Here is a 23,728-nt window from a genome sequence, read left to right as displayed (position 1 = left end):
CAATCCTTTAAAACTCCCCAAATAGGGGAGCATTATTAAATACGTTTGAATGTGAAATAAGGTTAGATCTTACAACCACCGCCAGCACAATCATCATCTTGAGCCTGCACGGCATCTTTTTGATCATCTTTAGCGCCATCACGAGTGTTGTGATAGTACAGTGTTTTCACGCCAAATTTATAAGCAGTGAGTAGATCTTGCAGCAATTTCTTCATCGGTACTTTGCCCGTTTCGTAAGTGCTTGGGTCGTAGTTTGTATTCGCTGAAATTGCTTGGTCTACAAACTTCTGCATAATACCCACTAAGTGCAAATAACCGTTATTTGAACCGATATTCCATAGCAATTCGTAGTTCTCTTTTAGGTTGATAAAATCAGGAACTACTTGTTTCAAAATGCCGTCTTTAGAGGCTTTCACCGACACATAACCACGTGGTGGTTCGATACCGTTAGTCGCATTAGAAATTTGAGAAGACGTCTCTGAAGGCATTAACGCCGTCAAGGTCGAGTTACGTAGACCAAATTCCATGATTTCCGAACGTAGTGTATCCCAATCATAGTGCAAAGGCTCATCACAGATTAGATCAACATCTTTTTTGTAGGTGTCGATAGGCAGTAGACCTTTTGCATAGTTCGTCTCATGGAACAGCGGACATCTACCTTGCTCTTTTGCTAATGCAACCGATGCTTTCAATAAGTAATACTGCATTGCTTCGAAGGTGCGGTGGGTTAGGCCATTAGCACTACCATCAGAATATTTCACACCATTTTTCGCTAAGTAGTAAGCGTAGTTAATGACACCCACCCCTAATGTACGACGATTCATGGTTGACTTATAGGCCGCTGGAAGTGGGTAATCTTGATAATCTAACAAGGCATCAAGAGCGCGCACAACTAAGTCTGCAAGTTCTTCAAAATCATCAAGCGATGTAATTGAACCCAAGTTAAAGGCTGAAAGTGTGCACAAGGCGATTTCACCTTCGTCATCTTCAACGTTTTTCAATGGCTTGGTTGGTAGAGCGATTTCTAAACATAAGTTAGATTGACGCACTGGAGCGACTGCAGCATCAAATGGGCTATGCGTATTACAGTGGTCAACGTTCTGAATGTAGATACGGCCCGTTGACGCGCGTTCTTGCATCAATAATGAGAATAGCTCAACTGCTTTTACCGACTCTTTCTTAATTGAAGGGTCATTCTCATATTGAACGTATAGACGTTCGAACTCTTGCTGATTTTCAAAGAAGGCATCATACAACCCTGGAACATCAGAAGGAGAGAATAGTGTGATGTTGCCGCCTTGCACTAAGCGCGAATACATCAGCTTGTTCAATTGAACGCCGTAGTCCATATGACGTACGCGGTTCTCTTCAACGCCACGGTTGTTCTTCAATACCAGCAGAGATTGTACTTCACCATGCCATAATGGGTAGAACACCGTCGCAGCACCGCCACGAACACCACCTTGAGAACAGCATTTTACCGCGGTTTGGAAGTATTTATAAAAAGGGATACAGCCAGTATGGAATGCTTCACCACCACGGATCTCAGAGCCTAGTGCTCGGATACGACCTGCATTGATACCAATACCTGCACGTTGAGATACATAACGTACAATTGAGCTTGCAGTTGCATTGATTGAATCAAGGCTATCACCACACTCAATCAATACACATGAGCTGAATTGACGAGTAGGGGTACGTACACCAGACATAATTGGTGTTGGCAGCGAAATTTTGAATGTCGACGTCGCATCGTAAAAACGCTTGATGTACTCAAGACGATTCTCTTTTGGATACTTAGCAAATAGACAAGCCGCAACCAAAATATAAAGAAATTGAGCACTTTCATAGATTTGCTTGGTTACACGGTTTTGAACGAAATATTTACCTTCAAGCTGTTTAACCGCAGCGTAAGAGAAATCTAAGTCACGTTTGTGATCTATGTAAGTGTCGAGTTCTTCAAACTCTGCACGAGTATAGTCTTCAATAAGATGCTTGTCATACTTACCCGTTTCGACCAAATGTGTCACATGCTTGTATAGCGTTGGTGGTTCATATTGGCCGTATGCTTTTTTGCGTAAGTGGAATACAGCAAGACGAGCAGCCAAATATTGGTAATCGGGTGTCTCTTCTGAGATCAAATCCGCGGCGGATTTGATAATGGTTTCATGGATGTCCGAAGTCGTGATGCCATCGTAAAATTGAATGTGAGCTTTCAATTCTACTTGTGATACAGACACGTTGTGAAGGCCTTCAGCTGCCCATGCAATTACACGGTGGATCTTTTCAAGATCAATATTTTCTTTGCGGCCATCACGCTTAGTGACAGTGAGTTGTTGGTTCATTCTGCTTCATTTCCCTAACAAAACTGCTTAAAGCCGCATTTCTATAGAATTGTTGTAAATATCATTGCGGCTTTGTGATCTGAGTCTATCTATATATTGTAGCGTAAACACTACATATAGGGGTGCTTTGCTTTGCGACTTACAAGATAGTGCTATATGGAGGTCATTTCAAGTTAGAGATCTTGAACAGCTTGTGGATAACTAGCAAATAACAAAAAATCAGTTAGTATCCACTTACCGATGATCAAAGAGCAGGTTTGCTTGTAAGAAATTGCCATTTTGAGATCGGTTTAGATGTAACCGCAATTAAAAAAAACTTCTTGATCTTTGCATAAAATCGGAGGTGTATTTTAGGTTGGTTAAAATGGAATCTGGAGCACAAAAAATGCACTAAAAAAACGAGTTGAGTTGTGTTAATCAACCCGATTTTTAACGTGAGTTATGCGCTAAATAACACGCCTAAAACAGACGTGTATGAACGATGTAGTTAACGTCGACATTACGACCCAAGCGGTAATTGTCAGTCAGAGGGTTATATAGCAGACCTGTGATACCTTGTTCTTGCAAATTAGTTTGATCAATCATTTTGATAAGTTCGGATGGGCGAATGAATTTATCGTGGTCATGGGTGCCTTCGGGAACAATTCGCATCAACTTTTCAGCACCGACAATGGCAAATAAATAAGACTTAATATTACGATTGAGAGTTGAGAAAAACACATGACCCTCTGGTTTAACCAAAGTCGCACAAGCACGTACTACCGAAAGCGGGTCTGGAACGTGCTCTAACATTTCCATGCAAGTTACCACATCGTAGTAGTGTGGTTTCTCTTCGGCGTGGTCTTCAATCGTACTTTGGATGTAAGTCAATTTGGTGCCTGTTTCTAATGCATGTAAACGAGCAACTTCCAGTGGTTCTTTGCCCATATCCAAGCCAGTTACGTTTGCCCCTTCGCGCGCCATACTCTCTGCCAGAATACCACCACCACATCCTACATCGAGTACAGTCTTACCAAATAAGCCATTGGCATTGCCGAGCACATAATTCAATCTTAATGGGTTTATCTGGTGAAGAGGTTTAAATTCCCCATCGAGATCCCACCAGCGAGACGCCATTTCTTCAAACTTTTTGATTTCATTAAGATCAACGTTCTGTGCTTTAGTCATGATAGATTCGCTCTTACTGTCAACTTATACATCCTTTATTGAATCACGCATTATAACTTGTTAAGTGAAACAGACCACTGCTTTCCCTATTTCGCGGATTTGTGGCTGAAAAGTAACCACTTATCAGTTGGGTATGGAATGAATGTGCAATTTCTCGGCACTTGATACACAACAAAGGTCACAACCTGATAAAAGGACAGGGAAAGTGATGCCGAAGTAGTGAATTATGTGTTATATTTTCCGGCCTTGTACGTATCAAATATACGATCAAAAGATAGAGGGATAATGGCTCTATGAGCGATTTAGCTAAAGAGATCACGCCCGTCAACATTGAAGATGAGCTAAGAGGTTCATACCTAGACTACGCGATGTCAGTCATTGTGGGTCGTGCTCTTCCAGACGTGCGTGATGGTCTAAAACCAGTACACCGCCGCGTATTATTCGCGATGAATGTGCTTGGTAACGATTGGAATAAACCATATAAAAAATCTGCCCGTGTTGTGGGCGACGTAATCGGTAAATATCACCCACATGGTGATAGCGCGGTATACGATACTATTGTTCGTATGGCGCAGCCTTTCTCATTGCGTTACATGCTTGTTGATGGTCAAGGTAACTTTGGCTCGATCGATGGTGACTCTGCGGCAGCAATGCGTTACACCGAAGTACGTATGGCAAAAATAGCGCATGAGCTATTGGCCGATCTCGACAAAGAAACTGTTGATTACGTACCAAACTATGATGGTACCGAGCAAATTCCAGCGGTTCTGCCAACAAAAATTCCTAACCTATTGGTAAACGGTTCATCCGGTATCGCTGTAGGTATGGCCACCAACATTCCACCACACAACTTAACGGAAGTCGTTGATGGTTGTTTGGCGTATATCAATAACGAAGAGATCACTATTGATGAGTTAATGGACTATATTCCAGGTCCTGACTTCCCAACTGCTGCACTAATCAGTGGCCGCAAGGGCATTATTGATGCTTATAAAACAGGACGCGGTAAAGTTTACATGCGTTCTAAAGCAGACATCGAAGTTGAGAAAAATGGTCGAGAAACCATTATTGTGACTGAGATCCCTTATCAAGTGAACAAAGCTCGTTTGATCGAAAAGATTGCCGAGCTGGTTAAAGATAAGAAAGTGGAAGGCATCAGTGCGCTGCGTGACGAGTCTGATAAAGACGGTATGCGTATCGTTATTGAATGTAAGCGTGATGCGGTAGGTGAAGTGGTTCTAAATAACCTCTACTCACAAACTCAACTGCAGACGACTTTCGGTATCAACATGGTTGCGCTTGATAATGGTCAGCCTAAGCTATTCAACTTGAAAGAAATGTTGAAATGCTTCGTTGATCACCGTCGTGAAGTAGTGACACGCCGTACTATTTTCGAATTACGCAAGGCGCGTGATCGTGCCCATATTCTTGAAGCACTAGCACTGGCACTGGCTAATATCGATGAAATCATCGAGTTGATTCGAAGTGCAGCGACACCTGCTGAAGCAAAAGCAGGATTGATCGCGCGCGGTTGGGACCTTGGCAACGTTGCTTCTATGCTTGAACGTGCTGGTACTGATGCGGCTCGCCCTGAGTGGCTTGAGCCTGAGTATGGTATTCGTGATGGTCAGTACTTTTTAACTGAGCAACAAGCTCAAGCGATTCTCGAGTTACGCCTACACCGATTAACAGGTCTAGAGCATGAGAAGATCCTTGACGAGTACAAAGCACTTCTAGAAGAAATCGCAGAGTTAATGCATATCCTTGCAAGTACTGAGCGTTTGATGGAAGTGATTCGTGAAGAGTTGGAACTTGTACGTGAAAACTTTGGCGATACACGCCGTACTGAGATCACTGCTGCAAGTCACGATATCGACATGGAAGAGCTAATTGCTCGTGAAGATGTTGTGGTAACACTGTCTAATGCTGGTTATGTGAAGTACCAAATTCTGAGTGACTACGAAGCTCAGCGCCGTGGTGGTAAAGGTAAGAGTGCGACGAAGATGAAGGAAGAAGACTATATTGAACGTCTTCTTGTTGCGAATACGCACGATAACATCCTTTGTTTCTCGACTCGTGGTAAAACGTACCGCCTGAAAGTTTACCAATTGCCATTGGCAAGTCGTACTGCGCGCGGTAAGCCAATCGTTAATATTCTTCCTTTGGAAGAAGGTGAGCGTATTACAGCGATCCTACCAGTGACAGAGTTTAGTGATGATAAGTTTATCTTCATGGCAACTGGCGATGGCACGGTTAAGAAAACCTCACTTTCAAGCTTTGCTAACGTACGTTCAAATGGTCTGATTGCTGTTAACCTACGTGATGATGACTCTCTAATTGGTGTTGATATTACCGATGGTGACAGCGATATCATGCTGTTCTCTAAAGAAGGTAAAGTCGTTCGCTTTAATGAGAATCATGTTCGAGCCATGGGACGTACTGCAGCGGGTGTTCGTGGTATGAAACTGGCCGAAGGCGACCAAGTTGTTTCTTTGATTGTTCCTTCCAATGAAGGTGATATCTTAACTGTAACGCAAAATGGTTACGGTAAACGTACAACCTTAGGGGAATACCCAACTAAAGGTCGTGCTACACAAGGTGTGGTTTCAATCAAAGTTTCTGAACGTAACGGTCAAGTTGTCGGCGCAGTGCAAGCTGAAGAAGGCGACGAGTTCATGATGATCACTGATGCTGGTACGCTGGTTCGTACACGTGTGGCTGAAGTAAGTCAAGTCGGTCGTAATACTCAAGGTGTTACTTTGATTCGTACTGCTGATGATGAGAATGTTGTTGGTCTACAGCGTATTGAAGAAATTGAAGAAACTGAGTTACCAGAAGGCGAACCGCTGGAAGGTGAAGAAGCGACAGTGGTGACTGCAGAAGAGAACACTGATTCTCAAGTTAGTGATGATACTACTACCGAGAATGATGACTCTGAAGACGAGTAGATTACTCTTGCGCCTTGAATAACAAGGTTTAAACAATACGAAAAGCCGAGCGATGATAGCTCGGCTTTTTTATTGGTCACATAAAATGTGGTTTCGTCATCCACCAATTTTTGAGTGTTATATTCGACTCACTCGACAAAACTGATGAAAAATTAGACATCAGAAAGTGTTGTGTGTAATTTAATAAGCAGCCAAATGGATTAGCATTTAAAAAAGGAAAGTTTATGACATTAGAAACATGGATTGTTTATGCGTTCGCGATATTAATTTTGACGGCTTCTCCAGGCCCTAGTTCCTTATTGTGTATGACTAAAGGGGTTACTCACGGTATGCGTGGTGCATTGTTCACTGCACTAGGCAGCTTAACGGCCATTACAATTATCTTAAGCTTGTCTTTTACAGGACTTGGTGTATTAATTGCCTCTTCGGAGCTTATTTTTAATGTGGTTAAATGGATAGGTGCCGCTTATCTCATTTATTTAGGCATCAATGCCTTGCTAAGTAAAAGCCAGACTCTCAGTGTGAAGCCAAATGAGAGCAAAGGAGGGACAGCACGAAGTCACTATATTAGTGGTTTTGTTGTCGGAGCGAGTAATCCCAAGGCTATCATCTTCTTTAGTGCTCTATTCCCTCAGTTTATTTCTCCTGACGTTTCATTAATGAGTCAATATTTGATTTTTGCTGCTACCTTTGTTGTTTTCGAGCTTTCTTGGCTGCTGACATACGCGTACTTAGGAACTAAGTCTTCAAATTGGTTATTAGCGGAAAGTCGCGTGAATATCTTTAATAAATTAACTGGAGGAGTATTTATTGGTGCTGGGGCTATTTTATCGTCAACTAGCCGAGTCTAGCTTGGTTTATTAGAGGCTATTTTGGGGAGTAGGATTGTTTTTATAAGTTGTCGATATAACTTTCCTACTTGCCGCATGCCCATTCCTTCAAATAGTTTGAGTATTGAACAAAGTGTGATGATTATTCCATAACTTTGCATGACATAAGAAATCTTTATGAAAAATGGTATTATTTTTGAGAATTAATATAAGTTTTATAGGGATGAATCGTGAACTCCGTGATAATGCAATTAAAAAAGGACTTTTATGCGCAGATTGATTCTCCTAAGGAAAGTTCTTCGCCTTCATCTCAAACCACACTTGCCCTTTTGACGGAAGAAGAAATTCAACAACTCGAACAGATCTGGATTGAATTAGCAGTTTGGAAACAGAACCAAAGCCACTAATTAAGAAATTTAACCTTTTAATTCCATCCAAAAATAAAGCGAGCATACCTATACTCGCTTTATTTTTTAGTCATAGAGTAGCACTGCAATAAAGGTAGGAACTGCTTGCTCAGTTATAAGCACGAGCCACTCGGCCCTCAGCAGATAATTGATACTCTCCCGTGTATGCCGGAATAAATACCGAGCAGCCTTTGGTGATGGTAATCTTTTCGCCATTTTGATGAGTTAATATTGCGTCACCATCGATCGGCAAAATAATTTCAGCGCTCGTTACTTCTACTGTGACATTATTTGACTGCGGATAAATCGCAAATTTAAAGTCAGTTACTGGCACAGGGAAAAGTAGTGCACCACGTTCTTCTATCGGTTGCAATAACAACGTAGCAGCAGGTTTTTCTTCAAACCGTGTGCACGATGCAAGTTCTGCAATGTCCATATGTTTTGGGGTTAAACCGGCACGCAATACGTTGTCGGAGTTTGCCATGATTTCAAGGCCCGTTCCTTTTAAGTAAGCGTGTGGTGTTCTGGCATCCAAAAACATCGCTTCACCAGGAGCCAAGGTTAATACATTTAACATCAGCGGTGAAAACAAGCCAATATCGCCCGGATATTGCTGAGCAAGCTCTAAAATAAGAGTAAATATTTCGTCGTTTGAGTAGTGATTGGCATGAGTCAGTAGCGCATTAACGGCTTGCTCTTTTTGCTCGCCGGAGAGCGATAATAAGGCAGTAAAGAAATCTTGTAGGCCTTTTGATGTTTGGTTTAGCTCAAATTGCTCAACGAGGTCAGAAATGACGTCAATTTGTAATGCTTGAAAGCGTGCTACGATTTCTGAAAGTGCACGAAAGCCATTCATAGCTTGGTAAGGTGTTAATGCGTAAACCAACTCAGGTTTATGGTTTGGATCTTTATAATTACGATGCCCAGCATTGAGTGGAATACCAGCCTTGTTTTCTCTCTCAAAACCGACCTCAGCTTCTTGCTTGCTTGGATGAACTTGAATTGATAGCGCATTTTCTGCGGCTAATACTTTGAATAAATAAGGTAATTCAGCAAATGTTGTGGCAGTTGAAGCGGAAAGGAATGTCGATTTATCTTGGTTGATCAATTCTAACAGTGAAATAGATTTACCATCAATTTCAACCTGAGAACATCCGTTGGGATGTGCACCCATCCAAATTTCAGCCTGCGGAGTTTTAGTTGGGTTTGGAATATCAAACAATTGATTGATAGAAGTTGTACTGCCCCAAGCGTAATTTTGAATGACATTGTTCATCAAAAAAAAATGTTGTGGGTTGTTGGTCATTATGGCATCTCACGAAAATCAAAAATAAAGAAAAAAGAGCGAAAACAAGAACTAAAAAACTCCCGAGGTGAAGCGGGAGTACAACATAAACGAAGGAGCATTGCTTTGATTCGCATCAACCACCCCACGGGGGACGGGGTGGTTGGTTAAGTATTATGCTGCTGTTTGTTGTAATTTCTCTTGGCGCATTTTTTTCAGCGTCACACAGATAAGACCAGTAACGACTGCACCGGTTGCCATGCACAGAAGGGCAAGTAGCGGTTTGTTCATTGCGCCGAGTAATGCTACTACAGGACCGCCGTGAGCAACACTGTTTGTAATACCAAAAGTGAAAGCCATGACCGCTGCAACCATTGAGCCGAGTACGTTTGCCGGGATTACTGACATCGGATCTTGCGCTGCAAATGGAATGGCACCTTCAGATATACCCACTAAACCCATAGCGCCAGAGGCTTTACCTGCTTCAATTTCTGATGCTTCAAATAAGTTGAGTTTGCGACCAAGTACGGTTGCTAGGGCCATGCCCAGAGGAGCTACTGGAATAGCACATGCCATTGCACCCATAAATTGAGTTTGACCGCTAGCAATCATCCCTACAGAGAATAGAAATGCCACTTTGTTGAATGGTCCACCCATATCAAAACCAGCCATCCCACCTAACACAATGCCCAATAGAATAACGTTACCTGAGCTCATATCCGTCAGTAGCGCGTTTAAGCCATCCATTAAGCTTGCGATAGGTGCACCAATAACAAAGATAAACAAGCTAGAGATAAATAACGAACCTGCAATTGGAGCAATCATAATTGGCACAAGTGGTTGCAAAAATTTGTGAAAATGAATGCTGGTTAGCCATTTAATAAAGTAACCCACGAGAAGACCCGCGATAATTGCACCAATAAAACCAGTACCGGCATCTGCACCGTAAAATGAACCATTATTGGCGATCCAACCGCCGATTAAACCTGGAGTTAATGCGGGGCGGTCAGCAATCGCGTATGCGATGTAACCAGCAAGAATCGGGATCATCAATGTAAAGGCAACCACACCCACATTGAGTACTTGGTTCCACAAACTGCCATCAGGAATGGCCATTCCCGCTTCGGTAGGCTCACCACCGATAGCTAGAGCCAAGGCAATCAACAAACCACCCGTAACAACAAATGGGATCATGTGTGACACGCCATTCATTAAGTAGCGGTATAAATCAGAACGCGCTTGCGCCGCTTTGCCTTTTCCATCTGACACATTAGCGCTGGCATCAGCGTTGTATTTAGGGGCATTTAAAGCTTTTTCAATTAAACCTTTTGCATCGCGGATCGGTGCTTTCACACCAGTTTCGACCAGTTTTTTACCAGCAAAACGTGCCATATCGACCTGTTTGTCACACGCAACAATGATGGCGTCTGCTTTGGCAATTTCTTCATCGCTTGGGCTGTTTTTCACACCAATAGAGCCGTTGGTTTCTACTTTGATGTGGTAGCCCAGTTCAGCGGCGCCTTTCTCAAGGGCTTCTGCGGCAAGGTAAGTGTGCGCAACACCAGCCGGGCAACCAGTTACCCCAATTAAGAAGCCTTGATTGGCTTTTACCGTGTTCTCTTTCTCAGTTTTGGTCAATAGTAAGGTGAGCGCCTCTTGCTCTGTCGTTGCTGATAAAAATTGTTCAATAAAGCCATCTTCAATCAGCTTAGAAGAAAGTTCTGCAAGCACTTCAATATGATGGTTTGAACCACCGTCTGGTGAAGCAATCATAAAGAAGAGTTTTGATGGTAGGCCATCTTCAGCGCCGTATTCGATGCCCGTTTTGCTAACGCCAATCACAACGGCAGGTTCAATAACGGCAGTACTTTTAGCATGTGGCAGTGCAACGCCATCTTCAAAACCGGTATTGCCAAGCTCTTCACGGGCATAAATATCGGCTAAGAATTGTTCTTTATCGTTGATACGGCCTTGTTCTGCCAGTACATCGATGAGTTCAGAAAACACCTCATCCTTTGATGTTGCTTGAAGATCAAGACGGATCAATTTCTCATTAATGAGTTGAGTGATCATCGTTCGTTCCCTATATAGTTTTATCGTTATTGTAAATGACGCTTTGTTGACGATATTGTGAACGGATAACGTATGATTCGGTAGTGTACGAAAAATGCATTTACTGGATTATTGTACCCTTAGTTACTAAACGTGATCAGTGTCCTGTTTCTGTTTTTTGATTGTCATCTTAATGGCTTTCATAAAATACCTTTAAAATCAGGTGAATATACTAATTTTCTTGTGTTTTTTATAGTTGGTCAAACCAAGCTTATGTTTGGTACCGTATTGATTATTGGATTATAGTTGCATCTCTAATGCGTGTTGTAAGGTTTGTTATGTGATCCCCGTTTTTAAGAATGTCATTGAAGTCCTATTGTCTGAGCGCGAGAGCTTTAACCGAATTTGGTTTGCTAGCGATAACATTACGCCGCCTGCGTTTAGCTACCAAGTCAATTTCCCTCGTTTAGAATTAGTGGTCAGTGGGGTATACAGTAATGAAATTGAAGAGGCAGAGCACAATATCGCCAAGGTGAATATTTTAGCAGGGGACGCGCTTTATATTCCGCCAAATTGCTGGAATAAACCGGATTGGGAAGAGGACTGCTCGGTATTGAGTTTATTGTTTGGTCGTCGCCAAATGGGCTTTAGCCTAGTGAGTAAACATAAAGGGGATAGTGGATTTTATGACGTGCAAAAACACAGTATACCAACCCGAACCGGTCATGCGATTGACCATATTTTAGCAGGCTTAAATGCGTTAGCTCAAGAGCCGACAAAAAGCCCAATGGATGAACATTTACTGCTGGCATTACTAAGCTACAGTGCCACCATGCTTGACCAGCCAGATGCTTCGCCGAAAAAACGTAGTGAAGACTTGTACCAAGGTATTTGTATCTATATACAAGAAAACTTTCATCGCAGCATTACGCGCGATAGCATCGCCCATCGCTTTAATATTTCTGCAAACCATCTTTCACGTATGTTTCGCCAGCAGGGTCATATGACATTGGCTGATTATATCGCTTGGGTACGAATTGAACGGGCGAAATTCATGTTAAAGAAATACGCATTTCGCCTGAACGAAGTAGCAACGCGCTGTGGGTTTCTCGATGTCAATTATTTCTTTCGTGTCTTTAAAAACAAAACAGGAATGACACCGTCGGAATACCGTGCAACGGTCAATAATACTTAGTTAGCGAAGCTTTCTTCTTTCACCATTACGTGCAGCAAAATAGCTTTTATGGTTTCCTCGCGTTGTGCATCTATCAACAATTGTCGGTGATCCTGATCTAATAACCAGCGAGTTAATTTTGTGATTGGTTTTAAGACCGTCTTGTCACAAGCGGAAGGTAAAAGCAGGGTAATGATCATGGAGACCGGGCTTAATGTAGCTGACCAATTCAATTCATTATCTACGACGTGAACCGCTAATATTGGGTGTGTAATGCTAGGATGCATAATATGAGGTAGGGCGATACCAGAGCCAATGAGTGTTGATGAGACGGTTTCTCGTTGTTCAAGTGCTTGCAGAATGTCAATCGGATTGTGGGGCACGAGTTGTTGTGAAATCTCATAAAGAGCGGTTTGCTTTGTAGGGCAAGAAAGTGAATTTGAATAATGCCACTTTAACGAAAAAGGCAGTTTAAAAGCAGAATGTGTATTGAAAATATGTTCGGCGTGACGGTTTTGTTTATGGGATGTAGAGATTAATAGTGAGTGATCACGTAAATATTCAGTGATTACCATACATGCTAACTCAGCATCCAACCCTTCTATCGCGATCTGGCATAAGTCACCAGGATTTGACCCCATACTTAAGACTTGCAGCGTATGTGTAAGTAGTGCTTTTTTATCTCTGGTGAGGTTGAATACCACCACCACTGAGCGGAAATGATGGCTTAACGTCTTCAGCTCATTGAGCTGCCAACCGACTAACCCGTTAGGTTTTAAGACAAAATTGATTCGGGTGGTGATCATGGATACTTACAGATAACGGTCAAGCACAGACTGAACATTTGTTAGAACTTCTTCAATCGAAACTTGAATGGTTTTACAGCCAGCAAAACGCTCACGTCGCTCTATTTCAATGTCAGAGGCAATTAAAATAAGATCAGCACTGACAATATCTGAAACGGTGAGTGGGTTCTCTACGCCCATCGCCCCCTGTGTTTCTACTTTGATAGATAAGTGACGTTTTGCTGCTTCTTTTTTCAAGGCATCAGCCGCCATATAGGTATGAGCAATACCTGTTGGACAAGCGGTAACCGCTATAATTTTCATAACATTAAAATGAGTAGGGAAATAATAAGTGAGTATAAGGAGGTTAGAAGCTAGGCTCAACCTAAGTTCAGAGTTAAAGCTGTTATCTGCATCAAATAACAGTAATCCTACATTTAGCGGGATTACTTTCTTGAAGCTAACTACAAGGTCACAGAGAGTAACGGAAACCTTGTTTAGCCATTAGAAGTGATAGGCGACAGTGGCGCCATGGACACTGTACAAAATGAGAATGAAAAAAAATATCGACACTTTGTATGGATATGTCATTCATGTGTCATGAATCGTTATTGTCCGCCAGCATTTCCATTAATAAAGTGAATAGTATGGCGTAATAGTTGTTCACATTTTTGTTGAAGAAATTGGTGAAGTGCACGCGTTGTCGGACTCATTAAGCGTTTATCGGCACAAACCAAATAAACAGGCGTTACTTCACTTTGCCAATCGGGGAGGAGCGAGATTAACGACCCATCTATAAGATCTTGGCTAATGTCGAGCAGCGATTTGTAAGCGACTCCTTTCCCTTTTATAGCCCATTGCCTTACGGCGTCACCATCATTCGCGGCTAATTGCCCTGATACTGAAACTGTCTCAACTTGACCGTTTTTCCAAAATACCCATTTATTATGATAACTGCCAGAAAGCATAAAACATAAACAGTGATGCGAGAGTAAATCAGTGGGTTGCACAATTTGGGGGCTATTTTTTATGTAAGTGGGTGATGCACAAGCGACACGAATATTTTCTTTGCACAGTGGTAGCGCTACAAGGTTTGAATCGGGTGGAATACCATAGCGAATAGCAACATCAATTGGTTTACTATACATATTGGTAATACTGTCAGAGAGCTCTAAGCGGATAGAAACTTTCGGGTGCATGGTCATGAATTCATCCAACCAATCCAACAGTTGATTGCGTCCGAGGTCGGAAGGTGCTGAAAGGGAAATGGTGCCAGAAAGTTCACCTTTTGCTTCCGAAATCATATCTAAGCCATCTTGTAAAATCTGTAATGCGCTGGTGGTTTGAGTAAGGAAAATGTCGCCTTCGGTGGTGAGTCGCAAACTTCGTGTTGATCGCACAAACAGAGCGAAACCAAGCTGTGATTCGAGTCGTTTAATTGCAGCGCTTACAGCCGCAGGCGTTAAATTAAGGCCATGAGCAGCTTGTGAAAAGCCGCCTTGTCTTGCCGTTTCAACAAAAATATTTAGATCGTTTAAGGCTTTCATTGGTAGGACTTTCTAGTTGGTGTGATAGCCATAACAACATAAAGAGAGTGGTTTGCAAAGTCTGATAATTGAAGAGCAATGAGTTGTAGTTTATCAGGCGACAACTCATTGAGCTTATTAGAAATATTTAGCTATCTAAGCAATGAATATCAATGGGCGTGGCTGTATATACTCGATCAGCGCTTCTTCATTGACGATAGCAAGAAAATGCTGAAAATGTTTGCTTTGTTGATGCTGAAGTAATGATGCTTCAGAACACCAAATTTCTCGCATTACAAACAAGCCGTCAATGGATTGATCTCGGTAAAGCTCATATTGACAGCAACCTGTTTCTGCACGAGAAGGCTCCAATAATTCGGTAAGCAGTATTTCAATTCTTTTTTCATTACCCTGACTAGCTTTGATTTCCGCGATTAGATTCACACTTGCCATTAGCACTCCGTGATAATTGTTGTTTCAGGCCAGCGAGATTTAGGCAGCTTGGCATTGAAGTCTTCTTCACTGCGGTAACCTAAAGGAACAATCACAACACTAGACAAGCCTTGTTCTCTTAAAGCGAACGCTTCGTCAAGCACTTTGGCATCGAAGCCTTCAATTGGTACTGCATCAATGCCTAATGTCGAGACACCTAGTAGTACTGTACCAACGTTCAAATAAACTTGTTTTTCCATCCAATGTTGAGCATCTTTTAAGTCAAATCTGTGCATGTTGACAAAGTAAGAACGACCTCTGTGTTGACCTTGCTTTGCCTCATCATTGGAAAATCGCCCATCTTGGTCTTCAACTTCAAGTAGATCAAGTAAGTAATTTTCATCAATACTGGTTTTCGCGCAGAAGACTAAAACGTGAGAGGCGTTAAGGATTTTCCCTTCGTTAAATGAGTAGAAGCCTTGTGTCGCTTGTGCCACTTTTTGCTTGGCTTCATCACTGCTTGCGAGAATGAAATGCCAAGGTTGAGCGTTGGTACTCGAAGGGCTAAAACGGATCAGCTCTTTAATTTCAGCAATGTGCTGGTCAGAAATACGTTTTGTTGAGTCAAAGGCTTTGGTTGAATAACGAGTTTTCGCATGAGCGGTTATGTTCATCATATATCCTTGTTTCTAAATAGGTAGCTTATTGTTGATATACAATAAGCTACCCTGTGAGCATGAAACAGTGCTCCTGTTCATCATCACTTTCAAATTATTTTTTAAAATACTCGTTATTCCCTTGGCACATGAACTTGGCAGTAGCGGTTGAAAGGCATTGTTCACCACAAAATATCGAACTATCAAGATAGTAAATCGTTCGTTTTTGTTTAATGAGCGTTGCTTCAACCGTGAGAGATTGGTAAAGGGGCACTGGAGAAAGATATCTTACGGTTAATTCTGCTGTCATGGCGTGGATATCTTTAGCAAATAAACAATGAGTCATTGCCGAATCATGCAGGGTGCTGATCAACCCTCCTTGCATTACGCCGCGATAGCCTTGCATCTTTTCAGTTGCTACAATCTGTGCGGTCACACGATCATCAGTTAACGACTGAAATTCAATAGGTTGGTGATTTGAAAAAAAAGGTTCGCAACAAACTGCGCAGTGACAATGGTGTGGTGGATGCTGAATCAACATAATGTTTCCAATCTATGAATGAGGAGTAGGAACAGATAATGGCTAGACCGAAAAAAGCACGTAATATTTGTGGGCAGGCTGCATATGCTTGTTTCAAACCCAATGGCGTTAAGCTTACAGAGTTAGCTCAGGTCGATTTGCTGCCGGAAGAGTTAGAAGCACTACGGCTGGCAGACAAAGAAGGGCTAAGTCAATTAGATGCAGCGACTCAAATGGGCGTATCAAGACAAACGTTTGGTAATATTGTTAATCGTGCCCGAAGCAAAGTCGCTACTTGCCTAGTGGAGGGATGCGCACTGATGCTTGTTCAATACTAGCCATGTGATGTAGGTTCTTCAATTTGATAGAGTACTTTTTGGTGCTCATCGCATACATCAACACAATTGCATTCTCGCTCAATATCAATATTAGCCAGTCCACCACAGCTACCTTGTAAAGATTTTCTGCGAAATAAAACGCCCAGTGCCATCAATACAATCAAGCCAACAAAAAGCACAAATGCTAACAGGTAAGTCATACTGTTTCCCTGCTAATCACATTCAATTTAAGTACTTTTTTTAATGCAACCATGGTCCGAGGAGAAAGCTTATTATTGAGGCTATTCTTGGTATGGCACTCTTTTTTACTAGCACATGTTTTTTTTGCTTTATTCGGTGACGGTTTGCCAAAAGCAAGATCAGTCACTGGTTGCAGCTGATTTGGGTTAAGTGAAGATAGAACGCTCCCTCTCGGAGCTTTATATACAGCAATGTTTTTATTGAAGAGTGCTGACAACATATTTTGTCCAATACTACGGACAATGACGGCATCGACGTGATGATGGTTTAGAATATTAAATAATGTTTTTTTCTTGCCACAGTTTTCCTTTGAAAGCGGTACATCAATTAACGTACTAGTTGATTTCACATTATCTACAATCATCAATTGTGGTGCTTTAGCAAAGTGATTGAAGAGGGCGTTTTGCTGGCAAGGGATCGCGTAAATCATAAGAACTCCTAAAATTCGCATTTCGTTTTCAAGTCAATATACTCTCTATTTTTGGCATATGCCAATAACAATGAGGTGAAAAATTAGAATTCATGGATGAAAACAGCGCGTAAAATTATTTGGATATAGCAAATAGACCGAGTATTACTTGTCAAGTTTTCCTCAATTGTTTCACGTATGTAACAATTTTAATCTACACTTTGTCAGCTACAAACCCATGAATCTTGATTGCATATACATAATATCAAGTGTAAACGTTAACATTTGGTTATTTGAGAGTTTGAACGTAATTGTTTGTTCATTTGGCCAAGAAAACGAGAAGATGATCTCGCTGTTACATTGCGTTACGTAGCCTTACTTAATTTTGCAGGTCTCATCAAATTATTTACATAAAAACTTACAATTTGACACGTTCGCCATCAAAATTTTAACCAGTTCACATTAATTGTTCTTATTATTACTATACTTCGAAAGGTAAACGTTTTCACTGATGCCTTTTTTGTCAGTTAGATAGCGTTTTCCCCCTACATATAACGTAATAACAACACTAACAAATAGGACTTGTTCAATGAGAAAGTTAACTACTTTAGCAATGCTTGCTGCCGGTATGAGTTTTGGTTCTCAAGTAATGGCTGATACAACAATCGGTGTTACTGTTTATAAATATGATGACAACTTCATGTCGGTTGTGCGTCAAGCCATTGAGAAACAAGCAGACGGTGACAGTGATACCAAAGTTTTGATGAATGATTCTCAAAACAGCCAATCCATGCAAAATGACCAAGTAGATGTAATGCTCGCACGCGGTGTTAAAGCCCTTGCTATCAACCTTGTAGACCCTGCGGCAGCACCGAGTATCATTAGCAAAGCGAAAATGGACGATGTTCCAATCGTTTTCTACAACAAAGAACCAAGTGCGAAAGCGTTGGCTTCCTACGATAAAGCGTATTATGTGGGTACGGATTCTAAAGAGTCTGGCATCATTCAAGGTGACTTAATTGCTCAACATTGGAAAGCAAATCCATCATGGGATAAAAATGGCGATGGTGTTCTTCAATATGTCATGTTGAAAGGCGAACCAGGCCATCCAGATGCAGAAGCTCGTACATCTTACTCAGTGAAAATGATCAATGAAAACGGCATCAAAACTGAAGAACTTCACATGGATACTGGTATGTGGGATACCGCAATGGCAAAAGACAAAATGGATGCATGGTTGTCAGGCCCTAACGGTAGCAAAATTGAAGTTGTTATTGCCAACAATGATGGTATGGCAATGGGTGCAATCGAAGCATTACGTGGCGCAGGTGCAACAGTTCCAGTATTTGGTGTAGATGCCTTGGCAGAAGCACTTGCATTGGTTAAATCTGGCGATATGGCTGGTACAGTATTAAACGATGCTGATTCACAAGCGAAAGCGACATTTGAATTAGCGCGTAACCTAGCGAACGGTAAACCTGTAACAGAAGGCACTCAGTGGGAAATGAAGGATAAGATTGTCCGCGTTCCTTACGTAGGTGTTGATAGATCTACGCTTGAGTAATCTAATTTAAAGGGGGAGTTATTCCCCCTTTATCCCAATGCAGCGTGTTTATTCAATCAATTATCGAGAGACCATTCATATTTTAAACTGCAGAGATGTTAGTGGCGTTCATTGCTCATGATTACATAGTTTTTCTATGTTAATGGGAATAATTCTATGCTCTGCTTAATCGAAAGTTTAATTTGTTTGGTTATAGTAAAATAAGCGTAATTGATAATAACAACCTAAAATGAAATAAGTGATGCCATGGTAAATCAAGAACATGAATTTCTGTTAGAGATGACAGGAGTGAGTAAAGAGTTTCCTGGGGTTAAGGCATTAGATAAAGTAAATTTAAAAGTTCGACCACACTCTATTCATGCATTAATGGGAGAAAATGGAGCAGGGAAGTCGACACTATTAAAATGCCTATTTGGAATTTACGAAAAGAATGAAGGTGATATTATATTTCTAGGCGAGCATGTTAATTTCCAATCGTCTAAACAAGCTTTGGAAGCTGGGGTTTCCATGGTACACCAAGAATTAAACCAAGTATTACAGTGCTCGGTTATGGACAATATTTGGTTGGGTCGCTATCCAAAAAAAGGGTTATTTGTTGATCACGATAAAATGTATCGTGATACCAAAGAAATCTTTGATGAATTAGATATTGATATTGACCCAAAAATTAAAGTGGCGAAATTGTCAGTTTCTCAAATGCAGATGGTCGAAATTGCCAAAGCATTTTCTTATAACGCTCGTATCGTGATCATGGATGAGCCAACTTCATCTTTGACTGAGAAAGAGGTATCACATCTCTTTACTATTATTAAGAAGTTAAAAGAGAAAGGCTGTGGCGTGGTTTATATCTCACACAAAATGGAAGAGATTTTCGCCATTTGTGATGAGATTACGATCCTACGTGATGGGCAATGGGTAGACACTCGACCACTGCAAGGTCTAGATATGGACAAAATCATATCGATGATGGTTGGTCGAGAACTTACTCAACGCTTCCCTGTAAAAACAAACGTCCCCAAAGAAGTGATTTTAGAGGTTAAAAACTTAACAGCGCTGAACCAACCTTCGATTCAAGATGTTTCATTTGAACTAAGAGAAGGTGAAATTCTCGGTGTCGCTGGGCTTGTTGGTTCAAGGCGGACTGATATAGTCGAAACGATTTTTGGGGTACGTGAGCGCAGTGGTGGGCATATTGTTTTACACGGTCGTGAAATGAAAAACCGAGATGCTCATGAAGCTATTAATAACGGTTTTGCTTTAGTGACTGAAGAGCGTCGATCAACGGGAATATACGGCAATCTAGATATCACTTTTAATTCCTTAGTCGCTAACGTTGATGAATACAAAACCAAATTGGGATTGTTGAGCAACAAAAAGATGAAAAGCGATACTCAATGGGTGATTGACTCCATGAGTGTAAAAACACCATCGCATGAAACATCGATTGGTTCCTTGTCTGGTGGTAACCAACAGAAAGTAATTATTGGTCGTTGGTTATTAACCCAACCTGAAATATTAATGTTAGATGAACCTACTCGTGGTATTGATGTGGGTGCTAAATTTGAAATATACCAGTTGATATTGGAATTAGCGAAGAAGAATAAAGGTATTGTTATTATTTCTTCTGAAATGCCAGAGCTGTTAGGTATTACTGACCGAATTTTGGTTATGAGTAATGGCCGTGCCGCTGGGATCGTTAATACTAAAGACACTTCACAGAATGAAATATTAGAGCTGGCCTCTCGTTACCTCTAGGGAAATTATTATGGATTCGGTTAAAACATTTGCAATGAAGCACCTTAAGGAAGGTGCGATCTATGCGGTTCTATTTATTCTTCTTGCTATTATTATTATTCAGGAACCTTCATTTTTAAGCCTGCGCAACTTTAGTAATATTTTAACGCAATCTTCTGTGCGTGTTATTATTGCACTTGGAGTGGCTGGTTTAATTGTTACACAGGGTACTGACCTTTCAGCGGGTCGCCAAGTTGGTTTAGCTGCGGTTATTTCAGCCACACTTTTACAGTCGATTGATAACGTGAATAAAGTATTTCCAACTATTGGTGAAGTGCCAATTATTGCGGTGATACTTTGTGTGTGTGCTATTGGTGCAATCCTTGGTTTGGTCAATGGTATTATTGTTGCTTATTTAAAAGTGACTCCATTTATCGCGACTTTGGGTACGATGATCATCGTATATGGTGTGAACTCACTGTACTACGACTCGGTAGGTGCTTCACCGATTGCTGGTTTTGATGAGCGTTTCTCTGCATTTACCCAAGGGTTCATCCGGTTTGGTGACTTTAGGTTCTCTTACATAACCTTTTACGCCATTATCGCGATTATCTTTATGTGGATTTTGTGGAACAAAACAGTTTTCGGCAAAAACATTTTTGCTGTCGGCGGTAACCCAGAAGCGGCGAAAGTCTCTGGTGTTAACGTACCAATGACACTGCTTAAAGTGTATGCGTTGTCCGGTGTATTCTATGCTTTTGGTGGTATGTTAGAAGCGGGCCGTATTGGCAGTGCCACGAATAACTTGGGCTTCTTGTACGAGCTTGATGCGATTGCAGCATGTGTGGTAGGCGGTGTTTCGTTTGCTGGTGGTGTTGGTAGTATTGCAGGCGTTGTGACTGGGGTACTTATTTTTACTGTTATTAACTATGGTATGACGTATATCGGCGTAAGCCCTTACTGGCAGTACATTATTAAAGGTGGCATTATCATCTTTGCTGTTGCCTTGGATTCAATGAAATACGCAAATAAAAAATAATTACCTACCTGAGCGTCACGGTTAGTGGCGCTCTTTTCTATCTTATGTAAACTCTCTTTTAATCTTTTGATATACCGAGTGTTTCAAAATAAATCAATATTTCTTCAATCAACGCTTTTATTCGAGAAGGTTGATGTTCTCTATTTGGGTAAATCAAATGTAAATCAGACCCAGAAGCGAGATCCGCTGCATGAAAGCTTTGATGGTAATTATCTAATACGGTAACAAGTCTTCCTGATGCTAAGTCAGCTTGGATATCTAGTTGGGATTTGAGGGCGATTCCCGCACCTTCAGTCGCCCATTGGCGGATGATGCCACCATCATTAGAAAGTCGTGCCGGTTTTATAAGTACATCTTGCTGTATATTATTGTCATAGAATGACCAGCGAGTCAGTGATTCGTTACCACGGACCATGCCTAAACAACGGTGATGCTTAAGATCATCCGGAACCTGTGGAATACCATGTTGCTTTAAATAATTAGGTGATGCACATAATACACGTCGGTTTTGGATTAATTTTCTTGAAATTAATTGACTATCTTTCAGTGATCCATAACGAAGTACTAAATCGAGTTTTGATTCATAGAGACCTAAAATCGTATCGCTAAAAGTAATATGTGGAATAACCTTAGGATGCTTGAGCAAAAATTTGTCTACTATTGGTAATAGATGCTGGCGACCCAGATCTTTAGGTGCAGAGATCCTAATACTACCTTCAAACTGTGTTTTCTCTGTTAATAGTGATGATTCTAACTCAGCAATATTGGCTAGCGTTTGCTGGCTAAGCTGGTAAAAATGTTCTCCAGCTTCGGTGAGCGCAATTTTACGCGTCGTTCTTTGAAGCAGTTTTACACCGTAGTACTGTTCTAATTCTTTGAGTTTTATGGTGACAGATGCAGCTGAGATGTTTAAGGATTTGGCTGCTGCAGCTAACCCTTGTTGCTCTACAATGGCGACAAACAATTCCATATTAGCCAATTTATTCATCTTTTCTGCTCCCCTTTATGCTTATTGTTTATTAAATCTAAATACTATTTTTAAAATTTACTAGATTATTAATCATTTCTTTTGTTTTAACCTTATTACACTGAGTTTAATGACATAGAGACTAATTAATGAGCAAACTATTTTCTTCCGCATCTTTGAATGCATTTGATGTTCAAAACCGTATTGTTATGGCGCCTATGACAAGAGCAAGAAGTAGCCAGCCGGGTAATGTACCGAATGAGATGATGGCGGAATATTACGCACAACGCGCAAGTGCAGGCCTTATCATCACTGAAGCGACGCAAATTTCCGACGATAGCCAAGGTTACTCATTTACTCCTGGTATTTATACGCCAGAGCAAGTTGTTGGTTGGAAAATGGTAGCCACAGCTAGCCAAAAAAAAGGCGCTAAAATTTTTAATCAGCTGTGGCATGTAGGGCGAGTATCTCATCCAGTTTTTCAAAATGGAGAAAAACCGATGGCACCATCTTCTATCGCACCTGTAGATACGAAAGTGTGGATAGCCAATCAAGATGAAGCAGGGCTAATGATTGATTGCATTGAACCTAGGGAAATGACCCACCAAGATATCCAGCGTGTCATCGCTGATTTCACTCACGCTGCTACAAATGCCATTGATGCGGGATTCGATGGTATAGAAATTCATGGTGGAAATGGATATCTGATAGATCAGTTTTTGCGAACTAATTCCAATAAACGAAATGACCAATATGGTGGCAGTCGAGAGGATCGTTTACGTTTTTTAATAGAGGTGGTGATATCGGTTATTGATGCTATCGGTGCGGATAAAGTTGGCGTAAGACTCGCACCTTACATTACATTTAAAGATATGGATTGCCCTGACATTGTACCAACCATTTTGCAAGCAGCTGAACAATTGCAGGCCTTGAATATCGCTTACCTGCACCTTTCAGAGGCAGATTGGGATGATGCACCGAAGATCCCCGAAAATTTTCGCCGCCATTTACGTGAAGTTTTTAGCAACACTATTATTGTTGCTGGACGATATGATGTGAAAAGAGCTAACGAAATACTTGATGTTGGCTATGCAGATTTGGTCGCTTTTGGGCGCCCATTTATTGCAAACCCAGATTTAGTTGAGCGACTAAAAGAGGGAGTTCCGTTAGCTGAGCTTGATCCAACGACACTATTCGGCGGAGATGCTAAAGGGTATACAGATTATCCAAGTCGCAGCTAGGTCGTGTTGGCCTTTTTCTATCTTTTGAACGCTAATGAACCTAATCATTTAACGCAGAGGCTCCATTTG

General features: G+C 41.2%; 22 protein-coding genes. 9 read left to right on the top strand and 13 right to left on the bottom strand.

Translation table 11 applies throughout. From position 1 onward, the window contains the following. Nucleotides 1-62: 62 nt before the first annotated feature. Both nrdA and ubiG read right to left on the bottom strand, forming a co-directional pair. Nucleotides 63-2,345, bottom strand: a complete 2,283-nt coding sequence (nrdA, locus tag MCT08_RS09190; protein ID WP_171980888.1) for a class 1a ribonucleoside-diphosphate reductase subunit alpha — start codon at nt 2,343-2,345, stop codon at nt 63-65. 459 nt (nt 2,346-2,804) lie between these two features. Then, nucleotides 2,805-3,512: a bifunctional 2-polyprenyl-6-hydroxyphenol methylase/3-demethylubiquinol 3-O-methyltransferase UbiG gene (gene ubiG / locus MCT08_RS09185; protein WP_274674801.1), complete on the bottom strand. Its 708-nt coding sequence runs from the start codon at nt 3,510-3,512 to the stop codon at nt 2,805-2,807. Nucleotides 3,513-3,805: 293 nt separating this feature from the next. Between ubiG and gyrA the strand changes: the two genes are divergently transcribed. The 3 genes from gyrA (at nt 3,806) to MCT08_RS09170 (ending at nt 7,697) form a co-directional block, all read left to right on the top strand. Continuing rightward, the gene (gene gyrA / locus MCT08_RS09180) at nt 3,806-6,460 is read left to right on the top strand and encodes a DNA topoisomerase (ATP-hydrolyzing) subunit A (RefSeq protein WP_274678288.1); all 2,655 of its coding nucleotides are present in this window, start codon (nt 3,806-3,808) and stop codon (nt 6,458-6,460) included. Between the two features lie 224 nt (nt 6,461-6,684). After that, entirely contained in the window at nt 6,685-7,311 is a 627-nt protein-coding gene (locus MCT08_RS09175; RefSeq protein ID WP_053309891.1) for a LysE family translocator, read from the top strand. Nucleotides 7,312-7,535: 224 nt separating this feature from the next. Beyond that, the gene (locus MCT08_RS09170) at nt 7,536-7,697 is read left to right on the top strand and encodes a hypothetical protein (protein WP_420911045.1); all 162 of its coding nucleotides are present in this window, start codon (nt 7,536-7,538) and stop codon (nt 7,695-7,697) included. Between the two features lie 109 nt (nt 7,698-7,806). On the opposite strand, the gene manA is transcribed toward MCT08_RS09170, so the two are convergent. Both manA and MCT08_RS09160 read right to left on the bottom strand, forming a co-directional pair. Next, on the bottom strand, nt 7,807-9,003 hold the full coding sequence (gene manA, locus MCT08_RS09165) for a mannose-6-phosphate isomerase, class I (protein WP_274678287.1): 1,197 nt from the start codon (nt 9,001-9,003) through the stop codon (nt 7,807-7,809). A gap of 153 nt (nt 9,004-9,156) precedes the next feature. After that, a complete protein-coding gene (locus MCT08_RS09160; protein ID WP_274678286.1) occupies nt 9,157-11,055 on the bottom strand; it encodes a PTS fructose transporter subunit IIABC in 1,899 nt (632 codons plus the stop codon). Between the two features lie 319 nt (nt 11,056-11,374). Between MCT08_RS09160 and MCT08_RS09155 the strand changes: the two genes are divergently transcribed. Next, nucleotides 11,375-12,229, top strand: coding sequence for a helix-turn-helix transcriptional regulator (locus MCT08_RS09155; RefSeq protein ID WP_053309887.1), 855 nt, complete (start codon nt 11,375-11,377; stop codon nt 12,227-12,229). On the opposite strand, the gene MCT08_RS09150 is transcribed toward MCT08_RS09155, so the two are convergent. The 6 genes from MCT08_RS09150 to MCT08_RS09125 form a co-directional block, all read right to left on the bottom strand. Beyond that, a complete protein-coding gene (locus MCT08_RS09150; RefSeq protein WP_274678285.1) occupies nt 12,226-13,014 on the bottom strand; it encodes a PTS sugar transporter subunit IIA in 789 nt (262 codons plus the stop codon). The two genes, MCT08_RS09155 and MCT08_RS09150, sit on opposite strands and share 4 nt — an antisense overlap. 6 nt (nt 13,015-13,020) lie before the next feature. Then, nucleotides 13,021-13,317, bottom strand: a complete 297-nt coding sequence (locus tag MCT08_RS09145; RefSeq protein ID WP_053310437.1) for a PTS fructose transporter subunit IIB — start codon at nt 13,315-13,317, stop codon at nt 13,021-13,023. A gap of 284 nt (nt 13,318-13,601) precedes the next feature. Continuing rightward, nucleotides 13,602-14,540, bottom strand: a complete 939-nt coding sequence (locus MCT08_RS09140) for a LysR family transcriptional regulator (protein WP_261926781.1) — start codon at nt 14,538-14,540, stop codon at nt 13,602-13,604. A gap of 135 nt (nt 14,541-14,675) precedes the next feature. Then, entirely contained in the window at nt 14,676-14,972 is a 297-nt protein-coding gene (locus tag MCT08_RS09135) for a putative quinol monooxygenase (RefSeq protein WP_274678284.1), read from the bottom strand. After that, on the bottom strand, nt 14,972-15,625 hold the full coding sequence (nfsB, locus tag MCT08_RS09130; protein ID WP_053309882.1) for an oxygen-insensitive NAD(P)H nitroreductase: 654 nt from the start codon (nt 15,623-15,625) through the stop codon (nt 14,972-14,974). Before nfsB ends, MCT08_RS09135 begins: the two co-directional genes overlap by 1 nt. Nucleotides 15,626-15,722: 97 nt before the next feature. After that, nucleotides 15,723-16,148, bottom strand: coding sequence for a PaaI family thioesterase (locus MCT08_RS09125; RefSeq protein WP_053309881.1), 426 nt, complete (start codon nt 16,146-16,148; stop codon nt 15,723-15,725). Between the two features lie 38 nt (nt 16,149-16,186). Here MCT08_RS09125 and MCT08_RS09120 point away from each other — a divergent pair, with 38 nt between their 5' ends. After that, nucleotides 16,187-16,465, top strand: coding sequence for a DUF134 domain-containing protein (locus MCT08_RS09120; protein ID WP_053309880.1), 279 nt, complete (start codon nt 16,187-16,189; stop codon nt 16,463-16,465). Here MCT08_RS09120 and nqrM read toward each other — a convergent pair. Beyond that, nucleotides 16,462-16,665, bottom strand: coding sequence for a (Na+)-NQR maturation NqrM (gene nqrM, locus MCT08_RS09115; RefSeq protein ID WP_053309879.1), 204 nt, complete (start codon nt 16,663-16,665; stop codon nt 16,462-16,464). The two genes, MCT08_RS09120 and nqrM, sit on opposite strands and share 4 nt — an antisense overlap. Continuing rightward, nucleotides 16,662-17,135: a NifB/NifX family molybdenum-iron cluster-binding protein gene (locus MCT08_RS09110; protein ID WP_053309878.1), complete on the bottom strand. Its 474-nt coding sequence runs from the start codon at nt 17,133-17,135 to the stop codon at nt 16,662-16,664. Before MCT08_RS09110 ends, nqrM begins: the two co-directional genes overlap by 4 nt. A 568-nt stretch (nt 17,136-17,703) precedes the next feature. Here MCT08_RS09110 and mglB point away from each other — a divergent pair. The 3 genes from mglB to mglC all read left to right on the top strand — a co-directional run bounded on the left by mglB (nt 17,704) and on the right by mglC (nt 21,451). Next, on the top strand, nt 17,704-18,678 hold the full coding sequence (gene mglB / locus MCT08_RS09105; protein ID WP_053309877.1) for a galactose/glucose ABC transporter substrate-binding protein MglB: 975 nt from the start codon (nt 17,704-17,706) through the stop codon (nt 18,676-18,678). Nucleotides 18,679-18,924: 246 nt separating this feature from the next. Continuing rightward, complete coding sequence (mglA, locus tag MCT08_RS09100; protein WP_053309876.1) at nt 18,925-20,433, top strand: galactose/methyl galactoside ABC transporter ATP-binding protein MglA; 1,509 nt, start codon at nt 18,925-18,927, stop codon at nt 20,431-20,433. A gap of 10 nt (nt 20,434-20,443) precedes the next feature. Then, entirely contained in the window at nt 20,444-21,451 is a 1,008-nt protein-coding gene (mglC, locus tag MCT08_RS09095; protein WP_176246325.1) for a galactose/methyl galactoside ABC transporter permease MglC, read from the top strand. 58 nt (nt 21,452-21,509) lie between these two features. Here mglC and MCT08_RS09090 read toward each other — a convergent pair whose 3' ends face one another. After that, the gene (locus MCT08_RS09090) at nt 21,510-22,439 is read right to left on the bottom strand and encodes a LysR family transcriptional regulator (protein WP_274678283.1); all 930 of its coding nucleotides are present in this window, start codon (nt 22,437-22,439) and stop codon (nt 21,510-21,512) included. A 128-nt stretch (nt 22,440-22,567) separates the two neighbouring features. Here MCT08_RS09090 and MCT08_RS09085 point away from each other — a divergent pair, with 128 nt between their 5' ends. Continuing rightward, nucleotides 22,568-23,659, top strand: coding sequence for an alkene reductase (locus MCT08_RS09085; protein WP_274678282.1), 1,092 nt, complete (start codon nt 22,568-22,570; stop codon nt 23,657-23,659). Nucleotides 23,660-23,728: the final 69 nt, after the last annotated feature.

It is taken from the genome of Vibrio aestuarianus, from assembly GCF_028858425.1.
Lineage (GTDB): Bacteria > Pseudomonadota > Gammaproteobacteria > Enterobacterales > Vibrionaceae > Vibrio > Vibrio aestuarianus.
The sequence above is the reverse complement of the archived record's forward strand: the minus strand, read 5'-3'. Positions and strand labels throughout refer to the sequence as shown.